At 67.5% G+C, this 20830-nt stretch carries 23 protein-coding genes; 8 read left to right on the top strand and 15 right to left on the bottom strand.

Going from position 1 to position 20830, the window contains the following annotated elements:
• Position 1: 1 nt before the first annotated feature.
• On the bottom strand, positions 2 to 604 hold the full coding sequence (locus RCO27_RS07245) for a hypothetical protein (protein ID WP_309002003.1): 603 nt from the start codon (positions 602 to 604) through the stop codon (positions 2 to 4).
• 66 nt (positions 605 to 670) lie between these two features.
• Between RCO27_RS07245 and RCO27_RS07240 the strand changes: the two genes are divergently transcribed.
• Entirely contained in the window at positions 671 to 1837 is a 1167-nt protein-coding gene (locus RCO27_RS07240) for a PQQ-dependent sugar dehydrogenase (protein WP_309002002.1), read from the top strand.
• Here RCO27_RS07240 and RCO27_RS07235 read toward each other — a convergent pair.
• A complete protein-coding gene (locus RCO27_RS07235; RefSeq protein ID WP_309002001.1) occupies positions 1821 to 3113 on the bottom strand; it encodes a serine hydrolase domain-containing protein in 1293 nt (430 codons plus the stop codon). The two genes, RCO27_RS07240 and RCO27_RS07235, sit on opposite strands and share 17 nt — an antisense overlap.
• A gap of 113 nt (positions 3114 to 3226) precedes the next feature.
• Between RCO27_RS07235 and RCO27_RS07230 the strand changes: the two genes are divergently transcribed.
• The gene (locus RCO27_RS07230) at positions 3227 to 3718 is read left to right on the top strand and encodes a MarR family transcriptional regulator (RefSeq protein WP_309002000.1); all 492 of its coding nucleotides are present in this window, start codon (positions 3227 to 3229) and stop codon (positions 3716 to 3718) included.
• Here the strand turns inward: RCO27_RS07230 and RCO27_RS07225 are convergent.
• Together RCO27_RS07225 and RCO27_RS07220 are read right to left on the bottom strand one after the other, a co-directional pair.
• Complete coding sequence (locus RCO27_RS07225; protein ID WP_309001999.1) at positions 3711 to 4136, bottom strand: hypothetical protein; 426 nt, start codon at positions 4134 to 4136, stop codon at positions 3711 to 3713. The two genes, RCO27_RS07230 and RCO27_RS07225, sit on opposite strands and share 8 nt — an antisense overlap.
• Before the next feature lie 45 nt (positions 4137 to 4181).
• Positions 4182 to 4862, bottom strand: a complete 681-nt coding sequence (locus RCO27_RS07220) for a tRNA (guanine(46)-N(7))-methyltransferase TrmB (RefSeq protein WP_309001998.1) — start codon at positions 4860 to 4862, stop codon at positions 4182 to 4184.
• A gap of 34 nt (positions 4863 to 4896) precedes the next feature.
• Between RCO27_RS07220 and RCO27_RS07215 the strand changes: the two genes are divergently transcribed.
• Positions 4897 to 5274 carry a hypothetical protein gene (locus tag RCO27_RS07215; RefSeq protein WP_309001997.1) on the top strand — a complete coding sequence of 126 codons (378 nt, stop codon included), beginning with the start codon at positions 4897 to 4899 and terminating at the stop codon, positions 5272 to 5274.
• On the opposite strand, the gene RCO27_RS07210 is transcribed toward RCO27_RS07215, so the two are convergent.
• The 3 genes from RCO27_RS07210 to lnt all read right to left on the bottom strand — a co-directional run bounded on the left by RCO27_RS07210 (position 5271) and on the right by lnt (position 9479).
• Positions 5271 to 6704, bottom strand: a complete 1434-nt coding sequence (locus tag RCO27_RS07210) for an AMP-binding protein (protein ID WP_309001996.1) — start codon at positions 6702 to 6704, stop codon at positions 5271 to 5273. The genes RCO27_RS07215 and RCO27_RS07210 overlap by 4 nt on opposite strands.
• Positions 6705 to 6714: 10 nt before the next feature.
• Complete coding sequence (metK, locus tag RCO27_RS07205; protein WP_309001995.1) at positions 6715 to 7935, bottom strand: methionine adenosyltransferase; 1221 nt, start codon at positions 7933 to 7935, stop codon at positions 6715 to 6717.
• A 62-nt stretch (positions 7936 to 7997) separates the two neighbouring features.
• Positions 7998 to 9479 (bottom strand): apolipoprotein N-acyltransferase, encoded by a 1482-nt coding sequence (lnt, locus tag RCO27_RS07200; protein ID WP_309001994.1) that lies wholly within the window; start codon positions 9477 to 9479, stop codon positions 7998 to 8000.
• Positions 9480 to 9589: 110 nt separating this feature from the next.
• Here lnt and RCO27_RS07195 point away from each other — a divergent pair, with 110 nt between their 5' ends.
• Positions 9590 to 10585, top strand: a complete 996-nt coding sequence (locus RCO27_RS07195; RefSeq protein ID WP_309001993.1) for an adenosine kinase — start codon at positions 9590 to 9592, stop codon at positions 10583 to 10585.
• On the opposite strand, the gene RCO27_RS07190 is transcribed toward RCO27_RS07195, so the two are convergent.
• The 5 genes from RCO27_RS07190 to RCO27_RS07170 all read right to left on the bottom strand — a co-directional run bounded on the left by RCO27_RS07190 (position 10582) and on the right by RCO27_RS07170 (position 14995).
• Positions 10582 to 10743, bottom strand: a complete 162-nt coding sequence (locus RCO27_RS07190; RefSeq protein WP_309001992.1) for a hypothetical protein — start codon at positions 10741 to 10743, stop codon at positions 10582 to 10584. The genes RCO27_RS07195 and RCO27_RS07190 overlap by 4 nt on opposite strands.
• 52 nt (positions 10744 to 10795) lie before the next feature.
• Positions 10796 to 11215: a VOC family protein gene (locus RCO27_RS07185; protein ID WP_309001991.1), complete on the bottom strand. Its 420-nt coding sequence runs from the start codon at positions 11213 to 11215 to the stop codon at positions 10796 to 10798.
• Positions 11216 to 11280: 65 nt separating this feature from the next.
• Entirely contained in the window at positions 11281 to 12849 is a 1569-nt protein-coding gene (locus RCO27_RS07180; RefSeq protein WP_309001990.1) for an amino acid permease, read from the bottom strand.
• Positions 12850 to 12977: 128 nt separating this feature from the next.
• Complete coding sequence (locus RCO27_RS07175; RefSeq protein WP_309001989.1) at positions 12978 to 14543, bottom strand: amino acid permease; 1566 nt, start codon at positions 14541 to 14543, stop codon at positions 12978 to 12980.
• A gap of 74 nt (positions 14544 to 14617) precedes the next feature.
• Positions 14618 to 14995 (bottom strand): histidine triad nucleotide-binding protein, encoded by a 378-nt coding sequence (locus RCO27_RS07170; protein WP_309001988.1) that lies wholly within the window; start codon positions 14993 to 14995, stop codon positions 14618 to 14620.
• An 88-nt stretch (positions 14996 to 15083) separates the two neighbouring features.
• Between RCO27_RS07170 and RCO27_RS07165 the strand changes: the two genes are divergently transcribed.
• Positions 15084 to 15566, top strand: coding sequence for a ClpXP protease specificity-enhancing factor SspB (locus tag RCO27_RS07165; protein WP_309001987.1), 483 nt, complete (start codon positions 15084 to 15086; stop codon positions 15564 to 15566).
• A 23-nt stretch (positions 15567 to 15589) separates the two neighbouring features.
• Here the strand turns inward: RCO27_RS07165 and RCO27_RS07160 are convergent, their stop codons facing one another.
• Positions 15590 to 17029, bottom strand: coding sequence for a S41 family peptidase (locus RCO27_RS07160; RefSeq protein WP_309001986.1), 1440 nt, complete (start codon positions 17027 to 17029; stop codon positions 15590 to 15592).
• Between the two features lie 157 nt (positions 17030 to 17186).
• Here RCO27_RS07160 and fumC point away from each other — a divergent pair, with 157 nt between their 5' ends.
• Together fumC and RCO27_RS07150 are read left to right on the top strand one after the other, a co-directional pair.
• Positions 17187 to 18578 carry a class II fumarate hydratase gene (fumC, locus tag RCO27_RS07155; protein ID WP_309002125.1) on the top strand — a complete coding sequence of 464 codons (1392 nt, stop codon included), beginning with the start codon at positions 17187 to 17189 and terminating at the stop codon, positions 18576 to 18578.
• An 8-nt stretch (positions 18579 to 18586) separates the two neighbouring features.
• Positions 18587 to 19012 (top strand): ion channel, encoded by a 426-nt coding sequence (locus RCO27_RS07150; RefSeq protein WP_309001985.1) that lies wholly within the window; start codon positions 18587 to 18589, stop codon positions 19010 to 19012.
• Here RCO27_RS07150 and RCO27_RS07145 read toward each other — a convergent pair.
• Together RCO27_RS07145 and RCO27_RS07140 are read right to left on the bottom strand one after the other, a co-directional pair.
• Complete coding sequence (locus RCO27_RS07145) at positions 19009 to 19581, bottom strand: DUF2585 domain-containing protein (RefSeq protein WP_309001984.1); 573 nt, start codon at positions 19579 to 19581, stop codon at positions 19009 to 19011. The two genes, RCO27_RS07150 and RCO27_RS07145, sit on opposite strands and share 4 nt — an antisense overlap.
• Positions 19578 to 20114, bottom strand: coding sequence for a DUF1697 domain-containing protein (locus tag RCO27_RS07140; protein ID WP_309001983.1), 537 nt, complete (start codon positions 20112 to 20114; stop codon positions 19578 to 19580). Before RCO27_RS07140 ends, RCO27_RS07145 begins: the two co-directional genes overlap by 4 nt.
• A 73-nt stretch (positions 20115 to 20187) precedes the next feature.
• On the opposite strand from RCO27_RS07140, the gene gmk reads away from it, so the two are divergent.
• Positions 20188 to 20820, top strand: coding sequence for a guanylate kinase (gmk, locus tag RCO27_RS07135; protein ID WP_309001982.1), 633 nt, complete (start codon positions 20188 to 20190; stop codon positions 20818 to 20820).
• Positions 20821 to 20830 lie beyond the last annotated feature (10 nt).

The raw sequence follows: 20830 nt of genomic DNA, 5'->3' as shown, positions 1-20830 counted from the left end.
GCTATTCCGCGCCCCAGGGCGGCGGCGGCACGGCCGCGAGCTGGGTGAGATCGAATTCGACGCGAAAGAAACGGCCTGGCCTGCGCAGCTCGTAAGCGAAAAGCCTGCCGGGCGAAACTTCTACCGTCCAGATGTTCGTCACCGATGGATGCAGATCCTGCGCGACAAACATCTCGCGCGAGACCCTGTCTGCCGGGAATTCCTGGCGGGTCGCGCTACCGGAAGCCACCGAGTCCCCGCCATATTGCGTCAGCGCATCCTCGCTTCCGTCCTCGTGCCGGTGATCGTGCTTGAGGCGCAAGCCGTCCTGCGTCCGGGTGACGACCCAGGTTCGCGAGCGATTCTCGCCGACGTGGAACGGGATACGGATCTCCGTATCCGTGCAGCTGCGCACGTGCATGATCAGCCGGGTGGCCGTCATCGCGCGGTCGGTCGCGTCCGTGCTGACAACGCGGCCTTCATAGGCCCGACCGCAGAGCGCTCGCAGGGACTCGAAGAACGCATCCTGCGGTGCATCCGCGGCGACCGCGCCGGCGAGGGCGAGAAACGGGAGTGGGGTCATGGGGATCACCCTATCGCCCCTCTCGCGCGGCGCAACCGGCATCGTTATGAAGGGCGCTTCCTCGGTTTCGGCGCATTTGCGTGCCGGACCGCCAGCAGGGAGTTTCCGATGCGCGCCTTCCGCTCCGTTTTCATTCCCGCCCTCGCTTTGATCGGCTGCACCGCCGCCACCGATGCCGGCAATGCCGGGCAGCAGACTGCCGGCCAGTCGGTCGCAGGCGAAGCGGGCCGGCCGTTCCAGGTCCGGGAGATCGCCCAGTTCCGCGAGCCCTGGGCGATGGCCTTCCTCCCCGGCGGTCGCCAGGCGCTGATCACCGAGAAGCGCGGGGCGGTGAGGCTCTGGACGGTCGGCGGCCAGGCCGTCGACGTCGCCGGCGTGCCACAGGTCGCTTATGGCGGGCAGGGCGGTCTCGGCGACGTCGCCGTCCATCCGGATTTCGCCAACAACGGCGTCATTTATCTCAGCTATGCCGAGGCCGGCGAGAACGGCACGCGGCACGCGGCCGTCGGTCGCGGCCGGCTGGTCACCGAGGGCGGGAGCCCGCGGATCGAGAATTTCCAGGTCATCTGGCGGCAGGAGCCGGGCTTCGACGGGCGCGGCCATTACGGCCACCGCCTGCTCTTCTCGCCGGACGGCCAGTTCCTCTTCATCAGCTCGGGCGAGCGCCAGGAATTCGATCCCGCGCAGGACCGCAATTCCAACGCCGGCAAGATCGTCCGCCTCACCGACACCGGCATGGTGCCCTCCGACAACCCCTTCTACGATCAGGGCCGGATCATCAGCCAGGTGTGGAGCCTCGGCCACCGCAATCCGCTCGGCATGGCCTGGGATGCGGACGGACGGCTCTGGGAGATCGAGATGGGCCCGCAGGGCGGCGACGAGCTGAACCTCGTCGAGCGCGGCGCCAATTACGGCTATCCGATCGTTTCCAACGGCGACCATTATGATGGCCGCCCGATCCCCGACCACGACACCCGCCCGGAATTCGCCGCGCCGAAGGTCACCTGGACGCCGGTGATCTCGCCGGGCAACATGATCTACTACACCGGATCGATGTTCCCTGAGTGGCGCGGCGACCTGCTCGTCGCCGGCCTGTCCAGCCAGGCGCTGGTCCGCGTCGACCTCGACGGCACCAGCGCCCGCGAGGCGGAGCGCTGGAACATGGGCCAGCGCATCCGCGAGGTCGAGCAGGGGCCGGACGGCTCGATCTATCTGCTCGAGGACGAGCGCAACGGCTCGGGCGGGCGGCTGCTCCACCTCACGCCGGCGCGCTAGCCTCCAGTTCCGCGGCGAGCGCAACGATCCGGTCGGCCGCTTCGGGCCGGCCGCGGTGACGTGCCTTGACCGCCTCGACCTCGAGCACGCCCGGTCGCGCTTCTGTGCCTGGCGCGCGGCGCGCCTGAAAGGCTCGCGCGGCATCGAGGCCGTCGTTCGCCGCGGCCCGGACCAGCGCGAGGCTGTGCCAGTAGCCGCGGGTCGAGGCGCTTTCGCCGCAGAGGAGGTCCTTGACGAAGGCATTAAGCCCCCAGAAGCCGTCGACATCGCCATTGGTCAGGATGGCCACGTCCCAGCCCAGATCTTCGAGGATCATCAGCTCGCCGGCGATGCCGACATGGCCGCCACTGTGCCCGACGATGCGGTGGCCGTTCACCGTCTCGATGCTGATGCCGAGGCCATATTGCCCGCGCCGGTAGCCGAACCGGCCCCGCGCCGCCTCCTCGCGCATGGCCCGGCTGTAGAGCCGGTCCTCGCGCCAGGCACGGGCAAAGGCGATGAGATCGCCCACGGTCGAATAGCCGCCGCCGGCGGAGTGACCCCGGAATTGGTTGACGAAAAGGTTGCTGCGCCATGCCCCGTGTGCCTGCTCGTCCCGCACGAAGCCGGTCGACCGGTTCGGGACGACGAGATCGAGCGGCCAGTAGCCGCTGCTTCGCATGCCCAGCGGCGCGAAGATCGTCTGTTGGACATGATCGTGGAACGAGATCCCGGTCACGGCCTCGATCACCAGCCCGAGCACGACGTAGCCGACGTTCGAATAGCCGAACTGCGCGCCAGGCTCGGAGACCAGCGGCGTTCCCTGGAACAGTGGAACGAAATCCGGGAGGTTGACGTAAGCCTGCGGCGCGCGGCTCGCGATCGCTTCCCAGTAATTGCCGAGCCCGGAACTGTGGGTCAGCAGTTGCTCGATCGTGACCTGCCGGGCGATGTCGGCATCAGGATAGGCGGGCAAATAGGTGCCGAACGATGCGTCCAGCCGCACCAGGCCTTGCTCCACAAGGCGCAGGATCGCCGTTCCGGTGAACAGCTTGCCGATCGAGGCGAAATTGAACCGCGTGTCGATCCGGTTCGCCGTCTCGTAGTCCCGGCTTGCCAGGCCGGTCGCTCGCGCGAATACGGTTCTGCCACCTCGACCGAGCATGATCGCGCCGCTGAAATCGTCGTCGCGGATCGCGCGATCGAGATAGGATTCGAGCTGCACAGCGATCGCGCGCGCGCTGGCCGACTCCGGTGTTGCGACCGTGGTATCCGCATGTGCGGCAGAAGTTGCCACGCTCATCCCGGCGGTGAGAAGGCCCAAGGCATTCCGGCGTGTGACTTCGACAGAGAAAGGCATCCTGCACCCCTTGCGGCTTCCGGCGAATCAACGTAAGTGCTTACGGAGTTATGACGAAGGAATCTTTGCGTCGTCAAGCCAGCGGTGCCGCGATCGGAGCGCGGTTGCGGCGGCTGTCCGAACGCATCGATCGCGAGGCGAACGCCGTTTATGCCGCGCGGGGGATCGATTTCGAGCAGCGCTGGTACGGTACGCTGTCGTTGCTCGACGAGCGAGGACCGCTTTCGGTGACGGAGATTGCACGCGCGCTCAACATCACTCACGTCGCGGTGAGTCAGGCGCGCCGGTCGCTCACGGCCGCCGGCCTGATCGCATCGACACTCGATCCCGCCGACGGACGCCGGCGGACCCTGCATCTCACGGACGCCGGCGCGGCCTTCGTGGCGCGGCTATGGCCGCTCTGGGACGCACTGAATGCAGTGGGCGACGCCATCAACCGGGAGGCCGCCGACCCGTCTGCTGCGCTCGACCGTCTGGAAGGCGCTCTCGACCGGATGTCGCTCTCCGAACGGGTCGAGCGATTGCTGCCCAGGTCTATTTAATGTCCTTGACCGCCAGATAGACCGTGAACACGAGAAGAGCTGCCATCAGCACCGTCAGGATGATGAAGATGCGGTGCTGCGATCCGGTCACGATCATGTAGATGCCGTTGACCAGCGCCAGCACACCGAAGGCGATGATCGTGTAGAAGAGATAGAGGATCGCCTGGGCCTGCTCGGCGGTGCCGGTGAAACCGACGCTGCTCCCGGTCGCGATCGTCTCGCGCAGCGCCGGTCCCAGATTCCAGATGATCGCGCCCATCATGCCGATCAGGAACAGGCCGCAGAGCAGCCCCAGCCAGCCGCGCCAGGGCGCATCGCCCACCTTGCGGACCGGCCCGCCGCATTTCGGGCAGGTTGTCGTTTTCGTTTCGACGGTGCGCCCGCACGTCGCGTCCTGACAGGTCCAGACAGCGGCCATGGCGTCCCCCTCTTGTGCCCGGCTTCGGAATGGGGGGAACTATACTCAGACGCGACGGTAGCGGAAGTACCAGACCTCGCGGCCCTCGCGGCGTGCCTTGGCCTCGTAGCGCGTTTCCGGCCAGCCGCCCGGGCGGGTGAGGAAGTGCTTGGCGCTCTCCGCCAGCCAGTCGAAGTCGCGGCGCCGGTTCATCACCATCATCGCCCAGCGGCAGTAGGTCGGATCGTCGGTGCCGACGCGGAACTCGCCGCCGCTCTGGAGCTTGGCGGCGATCAGGTCGAGCGGACCGTCATTCACCATCCGCCGCTTGGCATGGCGCGCCTTCGGCCAGGGATCGGGGTGGAGCAGATAGACGAAGCGCAGCGAGGCATCGGGCAGCCGCGCCATCACTTCGAGCGCATCGCCCATATGGACGCGGACATTGGCCAGATGCGCCTCGCGGATATGGCCCAATGCGGTCGCGACGCCGTTGAGGAAGGGCTCGGCCCCGATGAAGCCATGATCGGGCAGAAGGTCGGCGCGATAGGCGAGATGCTCGCCGCCGCCGAAGCCGATCTCGAAATGGAGCGGGCGATCGCCCCCGAAGAGCGACACGCTGTCGATCGGTCCCTCGGCGGGCACGCTGAGCTGCGGCAGCAGGTCTTCGATCAGCGCCGCCTGGCCCTGGCGCAGTGGCCGGCCCCTGGAGCGCCCGTAGAGGCGGCGGATGGTGGTGGGATCGTTCATGGTGCGTTGAGAGCGCGCTGCTATCCCGCTTCCCATGAGACTCGCAAGCTGTATCGCCGCGATCCTGTGCGCCGCCGCGTCGCCGGCCTTCGCCACCGGCACGATCCTCTGCCGCTCGACGATCAGCCCGACCGACGGACCGGCCCTGTCGCTGGTCGTCGGCGCCGGCGGCATCGTGCAGGCGCGGCTGATCCAGGGCGGGGAGCCGTTCACCACCGGCGAGGGTGTGGGCGCACCGATGATCGCCCAGACCTGGCTCGATCGGTGGCAGCTGAAGCTCGACATCGTCGATGGCAATGCCGACGCCCGCATCGCGCGCCTCGACACTCGGCGGCGCGTGGGCGAGGATTATCTCGGCATTCTCATATTGAATGGGCGGACGTGGCGCGTCCGCTGCGAGGAAAGCGGCTAGCCGCCGAACAATCCCTGATGCGTCGTCCGCAATGTGGCCTTCTGCACCTTGCCCATGGCATTGCGGGGCAGCGTCTCGGCGAAGATGATGCGGCGCGGCTGCTTGAAGCGGGCGAGGTCGGCCACGCCGGCCAGCACCGCCGCCTCGTCCAGCGCCAAATCGGTACGCGTCACCACGGCGACAACGGCCTCGCCCAGATCCGGATGCGGCACGCCGATCACCGCACTTTCGCCGACACCCGGGATCGCGTCGATCGCGAGCTCGATCTCCCTGGGATAGATGTTGAGCCCGCCGGCGATGATCAGGTCCCTCGTCCGGCCGACGATGGCAACGCGCCCATCCTCAGCCATCGTCGCGACGTCACCCGTGATGAAGTAGCCGTCGGGGCGCATCTCCTGCGCGGTCTTGCTCGGCCGCTGCCAGTAGCCCCTGAACAGGTTCGGACCCTTGATCTCCAGCACGCCCGGGGTGCCGCGCGGCACCTCGCGCCCCTGATCGTCCGCGACCCGCGCGGCGACACCCGGCAGCGGGAAGCCGACGGTGCCGGGAACGCGTTCGCCGTCATAGGGATTGGAACAGATCATCCCCGCCTCGGTCATGCCGTAGCGTTCGAGGATGCGGTGTCCCGTCCGGGCCTCGAAATCGGCGAAGGTCGATTCAAGCAGCGGTGCGGACCCGGAGATGAACAGCCGCATAGTCTTGACGGCTTCGCGCGTCAGGCGCGGATGCGCAGCAAGGCGGACATAGAAGGTCGGCACGCCCATCAGCATCGTCGCGGAACCCAGGTCGTCGATTACCGCATCGGCGTCGAACCCCTTGTGCCAGAGTATGGTCGAGCCGTTGAGCAGGGCGCCGTGCAGCGCCACGAACAGGCCGTGGACATGGTAGATGGGCAGCGCGTGGATCAGCACGTCGCCCGGCTGCCAGTGCCAGTAATCCCTCAGCACCAGCGCGTTGGACGCGAGATTGCCGTGGCTGAGCATCGCCCCCTTGGAGCGGCCCGTCGTCCCCGACGTGTAGAGGATCGCGGCGAGGTCGTCCGGCCTGCGTGCGACGGTCTGAAACGCGTCCGCGGTGGCGCGCGCCTTCAGTTCCTCCATCGTGCAATGCCCGTCGGCGACGATGAGCGCCGGCTCGGCATCCGCAATGAAATAGTCGAGCTCGGCGGTCGTATAGGCGGTGTTGAGCGGCACGTAGACGAGGCCCGCACGCAGGCTGGCCAGATAGAGCAGGGCGTTGTCGACCGACTTCTCGACCTGCACGACGACCCGGTCACCCGGCCGCGCCCCTGATGCGGACAGCGCCGCCGCCCAGCCGGCGACGGCGCTGTCGAGTTCATCGTAACGCAGGCGGACCTCTCCGCCCTCGACGAAAGCGGGCGTGTCGCCGGCGAGTCTCGCGGCCTCCGCGATCAGGCCGTAGAGGTTCATCGCCGGCCGGTCAGACCGCCTGCCTCAGCGCGTCGACCAGGTCGGTCCGCTCCCAGGAGAAGAAGTCGCCCTCCGCCTTGCGGCCGAAATGACCGTAGGCGGCGCTCTTCTCGTAAATCGGCTTGTTGAGGCCGAGATGGGTGCGGATGCCCTTGGGGGTCAGGCGCACCAGGGTCGGCAGGACCTCTTCCAGCTTCTCGGCGCTCGTGCCGTTCACCTCGGTGCCGTGCAGGTCGACATAGAGCGACAGCGGCTCGGCGACGCCGATCGCGTAGGAGAGCTGGATCGTGCAGCGCCGGGCGAGGCCCGCCGCAACGATGTTCTTGGCGAGATAGCGGCTCACATAGGCAGCCGAGCGGTCGACCTTGGTCGGGTCCTTGCCCGAAAAGGCGCCGCCGCCATGCGGGGCCGCGCCGCCATAGGTGTCGACGATGATCTTGCGCCCGGTGAGGCCCGCGTCGCCGTCCGGCCCGCCGATCTCGAAGCTGCCGGTCGGGTTGATGTGGTACCTGGTCTCGTCCGAGAGCAGCTCGGCCGGCAGGACCTCGGCGATCACCTTCTTCACGTAAGCGTGAAGCTCCGCCTCTTTCTCGCCGTCGTCATAGCCCGGCGCGTGCTGGGTCGAGACAACGATCGCGGTCGCGGCGACCGGCTTGCCGTTCTCGAACTTCAGCGTCACCTGGCTCTTGGCGTCAGGCTCGAGGAAGGGCGCGGCGCCGGAATGGCGGTCGGCGGCCATCTTCTCGAGGATCTTGTGGCTGTAGTAGAGCGTCGCCGGCATAAGGTCGGGCGTCTCGTCGCAGGCGAAGCCGAACATGATGCCCTGGTCGCCGGCGCCCTCGTCCTTGTTGCCGCTTTCGTCCACGCCCTGCGCGATATGGGCCGACTGGCCGTGCAGGTGATTGGCGAAGTCGAAGGTGTTCCAGTGGAAACCGGACTGCTCGTAGCCGATCCGCTTCACCGTCTCGCGGACCGTCCGCTCGATCTCTTCGCGCGCCCCGGGAGCCCAGCCGCCGGTCTCGGCCCATTTCGCCCCGTCATAGATCGGCGTGCAGCGGATCTCGCCGGCAAGGACCACCCGGTTGGTGGTGGTCAGGGTCTCGCAGGCGATGCGGGCCTCCGGATCCTTGGCGAGGAACAGGTCGACGATCGCGTCGGAGATCTGGTCGGAAACCTTGTCGGGGTGGCCTTCGGACACCGATTCGGACGTGAAGAGATAGGAGCTGCGCATCGTGGCTGGTCGATCCTTCGGGAATTGCGGATATAAAGATATCCTTATGTGCGGTGCGCTCCCTAGCGCGCCTTGCGCCGGACTGCAATCGCCAGCGCGACGAGCAGCAGGGCGAAGGCGAAGGGCAGAGCATTGCCAAGGCGTGCGAAGAGAGTCGGCGAAACGGCGCCGGGCAGCCGCGCGTCGATCGCCCCCGCCGTGCCGAGGGGCAGGCTGTGGAGGATGCGGCCGTTGGCGTCGATCACGGCCGAGATGCCGGTCGGAGTCGCGCGCACGACCGGAAGCCCTTCCTCGATCGCCCGGAGGCGCGCCTGCGCGAGATGCTGCGGCGGCCCCCAGGCGCCGAACCAGGCGTCGTTCGAGGGGTTGAAGATGAAGTCGGGCCGGTCGGCGCTGTCGACGACATGGCCGGAGAAGATGATCTCGTAGCAGATCTGGATGCCGGCACGCCCGAAGCCCGGCAGGGCCAGCGTCTGCGGCCCCGGGCCGCTCCAGAAGTCGAGATCGCCGGGCGCGAGGCGCGAGAGGCCGATCGCCGAGAGCACCGGCCGCATCGGCAGATATTCGCCATAGGGGACAAGATGGGCCTTGTCGTAGCGACCGCGCAGGTTCGCACGCGGATCGAGCGCGAACAGGCTGTTGTAGGCGGCGATGGACCGGCCGTCCGGCCCGAACACCAGCTCGACGCCGCCGAGCAGCATCAGGTCGTTGGGGCCGAGCAGGCTTGCGATCCGACGCCGTGCACCACGCTGGAGCGACAGGAAATCGGGCGTCGCCGCCTCGGGCCACAGGATGAGGCGCGGCGTTGCGGAGGGCCGCCCGGTCAGGCCGGCAAGCCGGCGGTAATTCTCTTCGCGGAAGTCCGGGTCCCACTTGTTCTGCTGGCCGATATTGGGCTGGACGACCCGGATCGCGGCGCCCTGGCCCTGAGGGTCGGGCGCAACCGCCCAGGCCAGGCCGCCTGCTGCCACGATCACGATCAGCGTTGCCGCCGCCGTCCGGAATGTCCGCTGCGAGAGCAGAAGAAGGGCCCCGCCCAGCAGCACCGCGATGGCCGACAGGCCATAGGTCCCGATCCAGGGGGCCAGTCCCGCAAGGCCGCTTGGCACCAGGGCAACGCCAACCGGGTTCCAGGCGAAGCCGGTGAAGACGGTTGCCCGCAGCCATTCGGTGACGATCCACGCGGCGGCGAGGACCAGCACGAGCGCCGTTCGGTGGCCGCGGCCCCAGCGCCACGCAAGTCCGGCCGCCGCGGCCGGAAACACGGCCAGGTAGAGCGACAGCAAGATCACGGCGACCCATCCGAGCCAGGCCGGCATCGCCGCCTGGTAGGTGAAGGCGGTCGCGATCCAGTTGAGGCCGAGCACGAACTGGCCGAAGCCGAACCACCAGCCCCGCGCCAGCGCCGAGCGCAGGCTGGGCGCCCTTTCGATCAGCCACAGCAGCACCGCGAAGGCCGCCAGCGTCAGCGGCCACAAGCCGAACGGCGCGAAGCCGCTGGCGGAAACCAGGCCGGCGAGAAAGGCGAGTCCGAGCGACGTCATCAGCGGCGCTATGGCGGGGCGCCCGGCGTCGCGCAATGGGCGTGGTTGACCCCAGCGCACGCGCCCGGCTAGGGGCCACGCTTTGCGATCCCCGGGGGAGCCTTCCTGACATGACCGAGACCCGCCTCGACGTGCTGTGCATCGGCAATGCGATCGTCGACATCATCGCCGACTGCGACGACGCGTTCCTGGAGCGGGAGGGTCTCACCAAGGGCATGATGCGGCTGATCGATGCCGAGGAGGCGGTGCGGCTCTACGATCATATGGGCCCGGCGCGCGAGGTGAGTGGCGGCTCGGCGGGCAATACGGCGGCGGGCATTGCGGCGCTCGGCGCCCGCGCCGGCTTCATCGGCCAGGTCGCGCCCGACCAGCTCGGCGAATTCTATCGCCACGATCTCACCGCCACCGGCGTCGAGTTCACCACGCCGGCGACGGATTTCGGCGTGCCGACCGCGCGCTCGATGATCCTGGTGACGCCGGATGCGCACCGGACGATGAACACCTTCCTCGGCGCCGCCCAGCTCCTCCCGGCCTCGGCGCTCGACGCGGCGCAGATCGAAGGCGCCGCGACGCTCTATCTCGAAGGCTATCTGTGGGATCCGGAGACGCCCCGCTATGCGATGGTGAAGGCGATCGACATCGCCCGCCGCGCCGGCCGCAAGGTCGCCTTCACGCTCTCCGACACGTTCTGCATCGATCGTCACCGGGGCGGCTTCAACCAGCTGCTCGACGACGGGCGGCTGGACATCCTCTTCGCCAACGAGGCCGAGATCAAGATGCTGGCCGGGACGGACGATTTCGAGGCCGCTATGGCCGCCACGCAGGGGCGGGTGCAGACCCTGGTCGTCACCCGATCCGAGCTCGGCGCGATCGCCGTGCAGGACGGGGCGCGCGCCGAAGTGCCGGCCGAGCCGGTCTGCAAGGTGGTCGACACGACGGGCGCCGGCGACCTCTTCGCCGCCGGCTTCCTCGCGGGACAGGCGCAGGGCCGCAGCCTGGAAGACTCTCTGGTGATGGGTGCCGTCGCCGCGGCCGAGGTGATCTCGCACTACGGCGCGCGCCCCGAGACCGACCTCAAGGCGCTCGTCGCCAGGCGCCTCGGCTAGCTGCTTGGCGTCGCCGGCGCCGGAGTATCCGGCAGATCGGGCGACGGCGCGGGCACATCCACGTTCGGCATCGGCGGACTGATCTCCGGCGGCGGCGCCTCCGGCTGGGCAGGCTGCGTCGGCTGGGGCGGTGCCTCGGGCGGTGGCGGGGTGGCCATGAACCTCTCCTTCGCAAGAGGAACGCGGCAGGTTGACCGGTGGTTGCACGGGCTATTGTGCTGGCGGTCCCTTAAGCTCGATCACATTGCCCGACGGGTCCGCGACATAGATCGAGAGACTTTCCCCGCGCGCGCCGCCGTGCACGCCCTCTTCGACAATGGCGACGTCATAAGCGGCGAGATGCGCGCGCATCGCTGTCTCGTCCCACGGTCCCGTGGCGATGCAGATATGGTCCATGTTGCGTCCGCCTTTGGCCGAGGGTCGCGCCCAGGCCCCTTCCTCGACGCTAACGTCGACCAGATCGATCAAAGCCTTGCCAGTACGCAGCTGCAGCATGCCATATTCGGGAAGGGCGTTCTCGACGGAGCAGCCGATCACGTCCCGGTAGAAAGGCTCAACCGCAGCCAAGTCTTCGACCAGAAGCAGGATGTGGTCGAGGCCTTCGAGCGCAAAAGGTGGGCGGCTCGGCATTCGACGATCCTACGCTCATCGGGCACAATGAAAAAGGGGAGGCCGAAGCCTCCCCTCCTTCCCCTTTATCGGGGCTCGTCGATGCCCGGAATGCCGGGCTCGATATCGTGGATCTCCGGCTCGTGCACCTCGACCAGGCCGCGGCCGAGATGGCTGTTGCGATAGGAGTAGCCGAAATAGATGACGAAGCCGATCAGCGCCCAGATCGGCAGGACCAGGATCGCCGCGAGCGGCAACAGCAGATAGAGGCCGAGCGTGCCGACCATGGTGAGCGGGCCGACGAGCCACAGCGCCGGAACGCGGAACTTGCGCTCGCGATGGGGATCGCGCTTGCGCAGCATCATCACCGCCAGGGCGACCATGAAGAAGGCGTAGAGGGTGCCGGCATTGGCGACGTCGGCGAGCTGACCGACCGGCAGCATGGCGGCGGCCAGGGCGACGCCGAGGCCGGTCACCGCGGTGACGACATAAGGCGTCTTCCACTTCGGGTGGACCTTCGAGAGCGCGTCCGGCAGCAGGCCGTCGCGCGACATCACGAAGAAGATGCGGGTCTGGCCGAACATCAGGATCAGGATCACCGACGGCAGCGCGAGGAACGCCGCATAGCCGATCCAGTTGCCGATCTGGCCGTAGCCGATCGTGCGCAGCACATGGGCGAGCGCCTCGTTCGAGCAGACGAGAAGCTCCGCATTTTGCGGCAGCCCGCACTGGCGGGCGAGTTCGGGCGAGCCGGTAATGAGCGGAATGCCGTCCGGGCCCATGATCGGCTGGCCGCCGATCGCGCCGATCGCGCCCGCCGCGACGAGCATGTAGAAGATGGTGCAGATGCCGAGCGAGCCGATGAGCCCGATCGGCACGTTGCGCTGCGGGTTCCTGGTCTCCTCCGCCGCGGTCGAGACAGCGTCGAATCCAACATAGGCGAAGAAGATCGTCGCCGCCGCGCCGCCGACGCCGACGCCGCCGGCCTCGAAGAAGCCACCCGGCATGAACGGATTGAAATTGCCCGCCTGGGCCATCGGCAGGGTGAGGATGATGAACACCACCAGCGCCGTGATCTTGATCGTCACCAGAATGGCGTTGACGCGGGCGCTTTCCGTGGTGCCGATCATCAGCAGCCAGGTGACGAGCAGCGCGATCACGAAGGCGGGCAGGTTGAAGAAGCCTCCCTCCGCGCCGCCCAGCCACAGCGGCCCGGCGCGCAAGGCGTCGGGCAGGTGTATGCCAAATGTTGATTCCAGTATCGTGCCGGTAAAATATCCCGACCAGCCGACCGAGACGGCGCTCGCCGCGATGGCATATTCGAGGACGAGGGCCCATCCCACCGTCCAGGCGAGGAATTCGCCCATGACGGAATAGGTGTAGGTGTAGGCGGATCCCGCCACGGGAACCATGGCGGCGATCTCTGCATAGCAGAGCGCGGCGACCACGCAGACCGCGCCGGCGATGACGAAGGAGAGGATCAGGCCCGGGCCGGCCTTCTGCGCGCCGGCGGCGGTCAGCACGAAGATGCCGGTGCCGATGATGCAGCCGATGCCGAACAGGGTGAGCTGGAATGCGCCCAGCGAGCGGTGCAGCGATTTCTTTTCTGCGGTGGCAAGAATAGCGTCGAGAGGCTTTACGCGCCCGAAAATCATGATGTTCGTCCCCTGAACCTGCGACCCCCCGGCCGCTCCTTTATGTTTGGCCGGGGAGCCTAACCGCTAAATCGCTGGCCGCAAGCCGATAATCGGCGCGCGGCGTCCGGCGGCGGCACAAGGTCGGTTCAGTCGGCGCGGCTGCCGAGCGGCCGGGCCGGCGCGTCTTCCGGGAATTCCGGCATTTCGGGCGCGATCACGCGGAGCTCGCCCCGGGCCAGGCGCGAATGACGCATGCCGTAGGCGAAATAGAGCAGGACCGCCGCGACGAGGAACCAGCCGAAGAAGATCAGCACCCGCGTCTCGACGGTGAAGATCAGCGCGAAGCAGGCGATGACGCCGGCGACCGGCAGCACCGGATAGAGCGGCACCTTGAACCCGCGCGGCAGCTCGGGATGGGTGATCCTCAGCCACACCACGGTCAGGCTGACGATGCCGAAGGCGGCGAGCGTGCCGACCGAGGTCATGTCGCCCAGCGTGTTGATGTCGAAGAAGCCGGCGGCGGTGGCGACGCCGAGGCCGACGGCGAGCGTGTTGATCCACGGCGTCTTGAACTTCCGGTGCACGGTGGCGAAGATGCCGGGCAAGAGGCCGTCGCGCGCGATCGTGTAGAAGATGCGGGTCTGGCCGTACATCAGCACCAGGATGACGGAGGTGAGGCCGATGATCGCGCCGACCTTGATGGTCGTGGCGAACCAGGCCCATTGCGGCCCGAACGCGTCGACCGCGACCGCGACCGGATCGGGGACGTTGAGATCGCGATAGTTGACGACATGGGTCAGCACGATCGAGACCAGGATGTAGAGCGTCGTGCAGACGAGCAGCGAGCCGATGATCCCGATCGGCATGTCCTTCTGCGGATTGCGCGCTTCCTGCCCGGCGGTCGAGACCGCCTCGAAGCCGATATAGGCGAAGAAGACGATCGAGGCGGCGCGCAGCACACCGCCCCAGCCGAATTCGCCTTCCTGGCCCGTGGGCGGCGGGATGAACGGATCCCAGTTGGCCGAGAGCGTGTCGTAATTGGCGATGACCATATAGCCGCCGACCAGGATGAAAGCGATGATCACGGTCATCTTGATGGCCACGATGACGTTGTTGACCTTGGCCGATTCCGAGACGCCGACGACGAGCAGCAGCGCCAGCACGGTGCAGACGAGGAAGGCGGGCAGGTTGAAGAGGGTGGTGATCACCGTACCGTCGGCCAGCTCCCTGGCATGGCCGGCCGGACCGGTCAGCGTGGCAGGGACGTGGATGCCGATGTCGGCGAGCAGGCTCACCATATAGCCGGACCAGCCGACCGCGACGACCGAGGCGGCCAAGCCATATTCGAGCAGCAGCAGCGCGCCCATGATCCAGGCCGCGAACTCGCCGAGCGTCGTATAGGTGTAGGTATAGGCCGAGCCCGAGACGGGGAGGGTCGACGACAGCTCCGCATAGCACAGGCCCGCAAAGCCGCAGACGAGGCCCGCGATGACGAAGGAAAGCAGCACCGCCGGCCCGGCGTGCAGCGCCGCGGCATTCCCGGTCCGTACGAAGATGCCGGCACCGATGATGCAGCCGATCCCCAGGAAAACGAGGTTCCACGGCCCCAGCGTCCGCTTCAGCTCGCTGGTCGCCGTCTCTTCCTGGACCTGCTGGACGCTTTTGCGCATCATGATGCGCGCGAGGAACCCCCGCTCCGGTACGCTTGCCATTCGACTCCCTCGCCGCGTTTGTCCGGCGGTCCCTAGCCGGAATTTCGGCCGGCGCCAGCCCATATCGACGAGTGTCAGCGCGCCAGCATCGGGCCCAGCCCGCGGCCGCCGAAGATGTGGACGTGAAGGTGGGGCACCTCCTGCCCGCTGTCCGCGCCGACATTGGCGAGCAAGCGGTAACCCGGTGCGACCAGCCCGTGCTCGCGCGCGATCTTCCCGACCGCCCGCACGAAACCGGCGATCTCGTCCGCGCTCGCGCGCTCGGAAAAGTCGTCCCAGGAGACGTGGGCGCCCTTGGGGATGACCAGGATATGGGTGGGCGCCTGCGGATTGATGTCATGGAAGGCGAGCGCGAATTCGTCCTCGTAGACGCGCTTGGACGGAATCTCGCCGCGCAGGATCCGCGCGAAGATGTTGCTGTCGTCATAGGGCAGGGTGGCGTCGATCGGCATGGCTCGTCTCCTTGGGCCCGGGATAAAGCGGCGGCCGGACACGAGCAACGCGCTTGACCCGTCGCCCTGCCGCGCTACGAGTCGGATCATGAGCGATGAAGCGCCCGACAGCCTGATTCCCTATGACGAGATCGTCCAGGAGGCCCTGCGCGCCGTCGTCGGACGGGTGCTTGGCGAGGTCGAGGCGACCGGACGGCTGCCCGGCGAGCATCATTTCTACATCACCTTCAAGACCCAGGCCGTCGGTGTGGACATCCCGAGGCACCTGATCGAGCGCTTCCCGGACGAAATGACGATCGTCATCCAGAACCGCTTCTGGGATTTGAAGGTGCGTGAGGATGGGTTCGAGGTCGGGCTGTCGTTCAACCAGGCGCCGGCACGGCTCATCATCCCCTTCTCGGCGATCACCGGTTTCGTCGATCCCGCGGTCAATTTCGCGCTCCAGTTCCAGGCCCAGGCCGAGGAGACCGGCTTCGAGGAGCACGAGCACGCCGAGAACGACCCGCCGGCAGCCGAACCGGTCGAGGACGGCTCCAACGTCGTCTCGGTGGACTTCAAGCGGAAGAAGTAGTCCCGGCCCGTCGGGCCCTCCCTCTAGAACAGTCCCGGCACCTCGCGCTGCGCGGTGCTCGGCCGCTCGGGCGACAGCAGCTCGCGCCGGGCGGACGTCTGCTGGGTCCGCGCCGCGGACGCGCTCGCCGTGCCGATCCGCGTGCACCCCCGTCCCGCAAGGAAGTCGAGCGCGGTGCGGATCGAGGCTTCCTGCGGGTCGCCGAGCTGGCGGGCGATGTCGTCGCCAGCCTGGCAGGTCGCGTCCATCCGGCCGGCGAGGCCGCTGAAATAATCGCCCTGCCGTGCTGCATTCTGGGTGGCGAACGCGATGACCCGCAGCCGATCGTCGCACTGCGCGCGGTCGAGGGCGATCTGGCCGACCGGCTTGCCGAAGCTGTTGGTGCCGACCAGCGCGGCATCGGCGCGCAGATAGGGGATGAAGGCATTGATCACGAGCTCGCTCGCCGAGGCGGTGCCGTTCGTGCCGATGAAGGCGATCCGCGCCGGCGCCACCGATTGCGGCTGCGGCTGGAAATAGCGCGTCTCGTTCTCCGCCGATTTCTCCGGCCGGAAGACGGTGTAGGAGAACACGTCGGACGTCGCCCGGTTCTGCCCGAGCAGATCGCCGAACAGCTCCGCGATCGAGACCAGGCCGCCGCCATTGTAGCGCAGGTCGACGACAACCTCGGCGATACCCGCAGCGCGGAACTGCGCAAACGCATTGCGCAGCGCCGGATCGGCGGTGGTGATGAAGGTGCGCAGGTTGACGTAGCCGACCTGCCGTCCGCCGTCGTTGATGATCCGGGCGCCGTAGCGGGTGGAGACCGGCAGCAGCTCGAAATTCGCCTTGGTGACGCTGACATCCCGCTGACCGCCGGCATCCGTCACGCGCAGCACCCGGATCGTACCTGCCGTCGGCGGGCCAAGGGCGTTGGTCACGCCGGCACTGCCCTCGGCGGCAATGATGTCGCCGACGGCGCGCAGATTCGTGCCCGTGCCGATGGCGAGAATCTCCGTGCCGCGGTCGAGTCCGGCGGCGAGCGCCGGCGCGCCTTCGAACGCTTCGGACACGAACACGCGGCGTTGGACCGTGTCCACCGACAAGCGGATGCCGAAGCCGGCGCTGGTGCCGGAGCTGTAATAGGCGTCCTCTTCGGCGATCGAGGTCAGATAGGTGAAGAAGCGGTCGCGGCCTTGCGCGCGGGCGGTGGCGGTCAGCGCATCAATATAGGCGTCGACCGTAGTGTAGGCCGCCGGATCGAGGTTTGCGGGCAGCGTCTCCGGAAAAAGATACCATTCGCGCAGCTGCGCCGCCGCCCAGTTCTGCCGGTCGCGTACCGAACAGGTTGCGGTTGGTGGTGGAGTCGATCCGCCGGGATTGGTGGTGCCACCGGTCGAACCACCGCCGCCTCCGCCGCCGCCACAGGCGGAAAGCAGGGCCACCAGACCCAGAAACGATCCGAACCGACGCCACCCCGCCATGGCCTGCCTCCCGCCATCAATGGCTTAGCCCGAGGTGCACGGGCTGTCAGCGGTCAAAATGTCTGCCCTCGCCTTGGTCGGCTGCCGAGTCGCCCCTTCACCTCGCCGTGCGTTCGTTCTACGGGCGGGAGGACAGCCGAGAGGGGAAGAGATGAGCGTGACCAGCACCCGCACCGAGACCGACAGCTTTGGCCCCATCGAGGTCTCGGCCGACGCCTATTGGGGCGCGCAGACGCAGCGCTCGATCGAGAATTTCCCGTTCGGCGAGCGCGAGCGGATGCCGGTCGAGATCGTCCACGCCTTGGGGTTCGTGAAGCAGGCCGCGGCCCGGGTGAATGCGCGGGAGGGCGGGCTCGACGCCGAGCTCGCCGAAGCGATCCAGCAGGCGGCCGGGGAGGTCGCGAGCGGCGTCCATGACGACCAGTTCCCGCTCGTCATCTGGCAGACCGGCTCCGGCACCCAGTCCAACATGAACGCCAACGAGGTGATTGCCGGCCGCGCCAACGAGATCCTGACCGGCAGCCGCGGCGGCAAGTCGCCGGTCCATCCCAACGACCATGTCAACAAGGGCCAGTCGTCCAACGACAGCTTCCCGACCGCGATGCACATCGCCGCGGCGCGCGCCGTTGCCGCGCGCCTGCTTCCGGCTCTCAACACCATTCATCGCCGCCTCGCGGCGCTGGCCGAGCAATGGGACGGGATCGTCAAGATCGGCCGCACCCACCTCCAGGACGCGACGCCGCTGACGCTCGGCCAGGAATTTTCGGGCTATGCCCACCAGATCAAGATGGGCATCGCCCGCGTCGAGGGGGTTCAGCCCCGTCTCTACGAACTGGCGCAGGGCGGCACCGCGGTCGGCACCGGGCTCAACGCGCCCAGGGGTTTCGGCGAGAAGTTCGCCGCCGAGGTCGCGAACCTGACCCAGCTTCCCTTCACCACCGCCCCGAACAAGTTCGAGGCGCTGGCGACCCATGACACCCTGGTCGAGCTCAGCGGCATCCTCAACGTCATCGCCGTGTCCCTGACCAAGATCGCCAACGACATCCGCCTGCTGGGCTCCGGCCCCCGCTGCGGCCTCGGCGAGCTGCGCCTGCCGGAAAACGAGCCGGGCAGCTCGATCATGCCCGGCAAGGTCAATCCGACCCAGTGCGAGAGCCTGACCATGGTCGCCGCCCAGGTGATGGGCAACCATGTCGCGGTGACCGTCGGCGGCCTCCAGGGCCATATGGAATTGAACGTCTTCAAACCGTTGATCGGCGCCAATGTGGTGCGCTCGATCAACCTCCTCGCCGACGGCATGGAGAGCTTCACCGCACGCTGCCTCGACGACATGGAGGCGGATGAGGCCCGCATTGCCGATCTCATGAACAAGTCGCTGATGCTGGTCACCGCGCTGGCGCCGGAGATCGGCTATGACAACGCCGCCTCGATCGCCAAGCACGCGCACAAGAAAGGGCAGACGCTGAAGGAAGCCGGCCTGGAACTCGGCCTGGTCGACGAGGCGACCTTCGACCGCGTGGTCATCCCGGAGAAGATGCTGGGGCGCTGACCCAGGCCATGCTCACCGAGCTTGCCGTCGCCACCGGGATGGTGCTCCTCACCGTCATCGTGCATGGCGCCGGGCTCTACATCCTATCCCACCGGCTGCGGATCAGATCGGCCGAGGAGGCGGAGACTCATATCGACCCGATGTCGCCGCGCGGTATCGCGGTCACCCTCGCGCTGGTGCTTGGCCTGTTCTGGCTGCATGGAGTGGAAATCTGGCTCTACGCGCTGCTTTACTGGGCCACCGACGCGCTGCCCGATCTTCACACGTCGGTCTATTTCTCGGCCGTCACTTATGCCACGATCGGTGACGATAATGCCGGGCTGCCCGATGCGTGGCGTCTGGTCGCCGCGATCGAGGGCGTGAACGGGATCATCCTGCTCGGATGGACGACGGCGTTCTTCGTGCCGATCATCGCGCGGATGCGCCGGAGCTAGGCGCCCCCCTGCCAGACGCGCACCGCGTCGATCGGCGCGACCAGCATCAGCACGTTCAGCGTCAGGTTGTCGCGGATGACGATCAAGGTCAGCAGCTCGAACGCCAGGGCGATCGCGACCGTTCCCCAGACGGGGAGTCGCCGCGCGATGCCGAAGCCGAGGATCATCCAGAGCACGTCGGCGACCGAGTTGATCACGCTGTCGCCGGTATAGCCCATCGCGATCGTCGCCTCGCGGTAGCGGTCGATGATGAGCGGGCTGTTCTCCAGAATCTCCCACGCCGCCTCGATCACCACCGCGCCGATCAGCCGATCGCCCGGCGGATTGCGCCGGAGGAAGAACCAGCCCAGCGCATAGAACAGGAAGCCGTGGATGATGTGGCTCGGCGTGTACCAGTCGGCGAGATGCTGGCTGTTGTCCGGGCCGTGGACGGTACTGACCCAGAGCTTCACCGTGCCGCAGGTGCAGATCGGCTGGCGGCCCATCCAGAGCAGGATCGCCGCCATGACCGCAACAAGCGCGAACGCGATGATCCAGTATTTGCGGGGAATGAGCGGCGCACCGGTCATGTCTCCAACATCTCCTGCAGGGTGACGACCGTTCGATAGTTGCGGCTGGTGGCGGGCGAGCCGATCGCCCTGTCGATGATCGTGGGCGTGATCTTCGACGTGCCCGACCCGTTCGGGAAATGGATCCAGATGCCGTCGCCGGACTGGCGGACCTGTTCGCCGGCCGCGGCGCGTGCCTGGATCGCATCCACCGCGGCGGCGACTGGCGGGCGCTTGGAGACGAGCAGGAGCAGGTAGTTCGGCGTTGCGATCGCCTCTTCGGGGAAAGGGCATGCGGGCGCGTAGGCTGCCCATTGCCTTGCCGTCCGAACGACTGTCGGGGCCTCGTATCCGTAGAGGCTGGCAATGCGCCCCTCGAGTGTCGTCTCGGCCTCGGCCGGCGTGCAATCGGCGTCGAACACGACATTGCCGCTCTGGATATAGGTCGCGACGTCGGTCCAGCCGAGCGCGCCGCACAATGTTCGCAGCTCCGCCATCGGCAGCTTGCGCCCCCCGACATTCACCGCCCTGAGCAACGCAACCATCCGCCCCATCCGGCCACCTTAGCAGCAAATCCGCGAACGTCTCCCCTTGACGTGCGTGCGCGGCCCACGCCAGTAGCCCGCAATGGAAGTCACCAGCGCGTTCAAGCGGCGGGGCCTGCTCTTCGTCCTTTCCAGCCCCTCCGGTGCGGGCAAGTCCACGATCGCGCGCATGCTGATGGCGAGCGACGACGGCATCGCGATGTCGGTCAGCGCGACCACCCGGCCGATGCGGCCGGGCGAGCTCGCCGGGCGCGACTATCATTTCGTCAGCACCGAAAGGTTCGAGGAGATGGTCGCGGCCGGCGAGTTCCTCGAATGGGCGCATGTCTTCGGCCATCGCTACGGCACGCTGAAGCGCGAGGTCCGCCAGACCATCGAGGGCGGCCGTGACGTCCTGCTCGACATCGACTGGCAAGGCACCCAGCAATTGAAGCAGGTCGATCCCGACATCGTGCGGGTCTTCATCCTGCCGCCCTCGATGGAGGAGCTGGAGCGGCGCCTGCGCAATCGCGGAACGGATAGCGAGGACGTTATCGCACGACGCATGGAGCGCGCCGCCGCGGAGATCAGCCACTGGGCGGAGTATGACTATGTCCTCATCAACAACAATGCGGAGAAATGCCGCGAGCTCGTCCACAATATCCTGAAGGCCGAGCGGCTGAAGGCGACGCGCCGCGTGTTCCTCCACGATTTCGTCCGCGAGCTGATCGGCTGAAACCTTTCGC

Source organism: Sphingosinicella sp. LHD-64, from assembly GCF_031157375.1.
Classification (GTDB): domain Bacteria; phylum Pseudomonadota; class Alphaproteobacteria; order Sphingomonadales; family Sphingomonadaceae; genus Allosphingosinicella.
The sequence above is the reverse complement of the archived record's forward strand: the minus strand, read 5'-3'. Positions and strand labels throughout refer to the sequence as shown.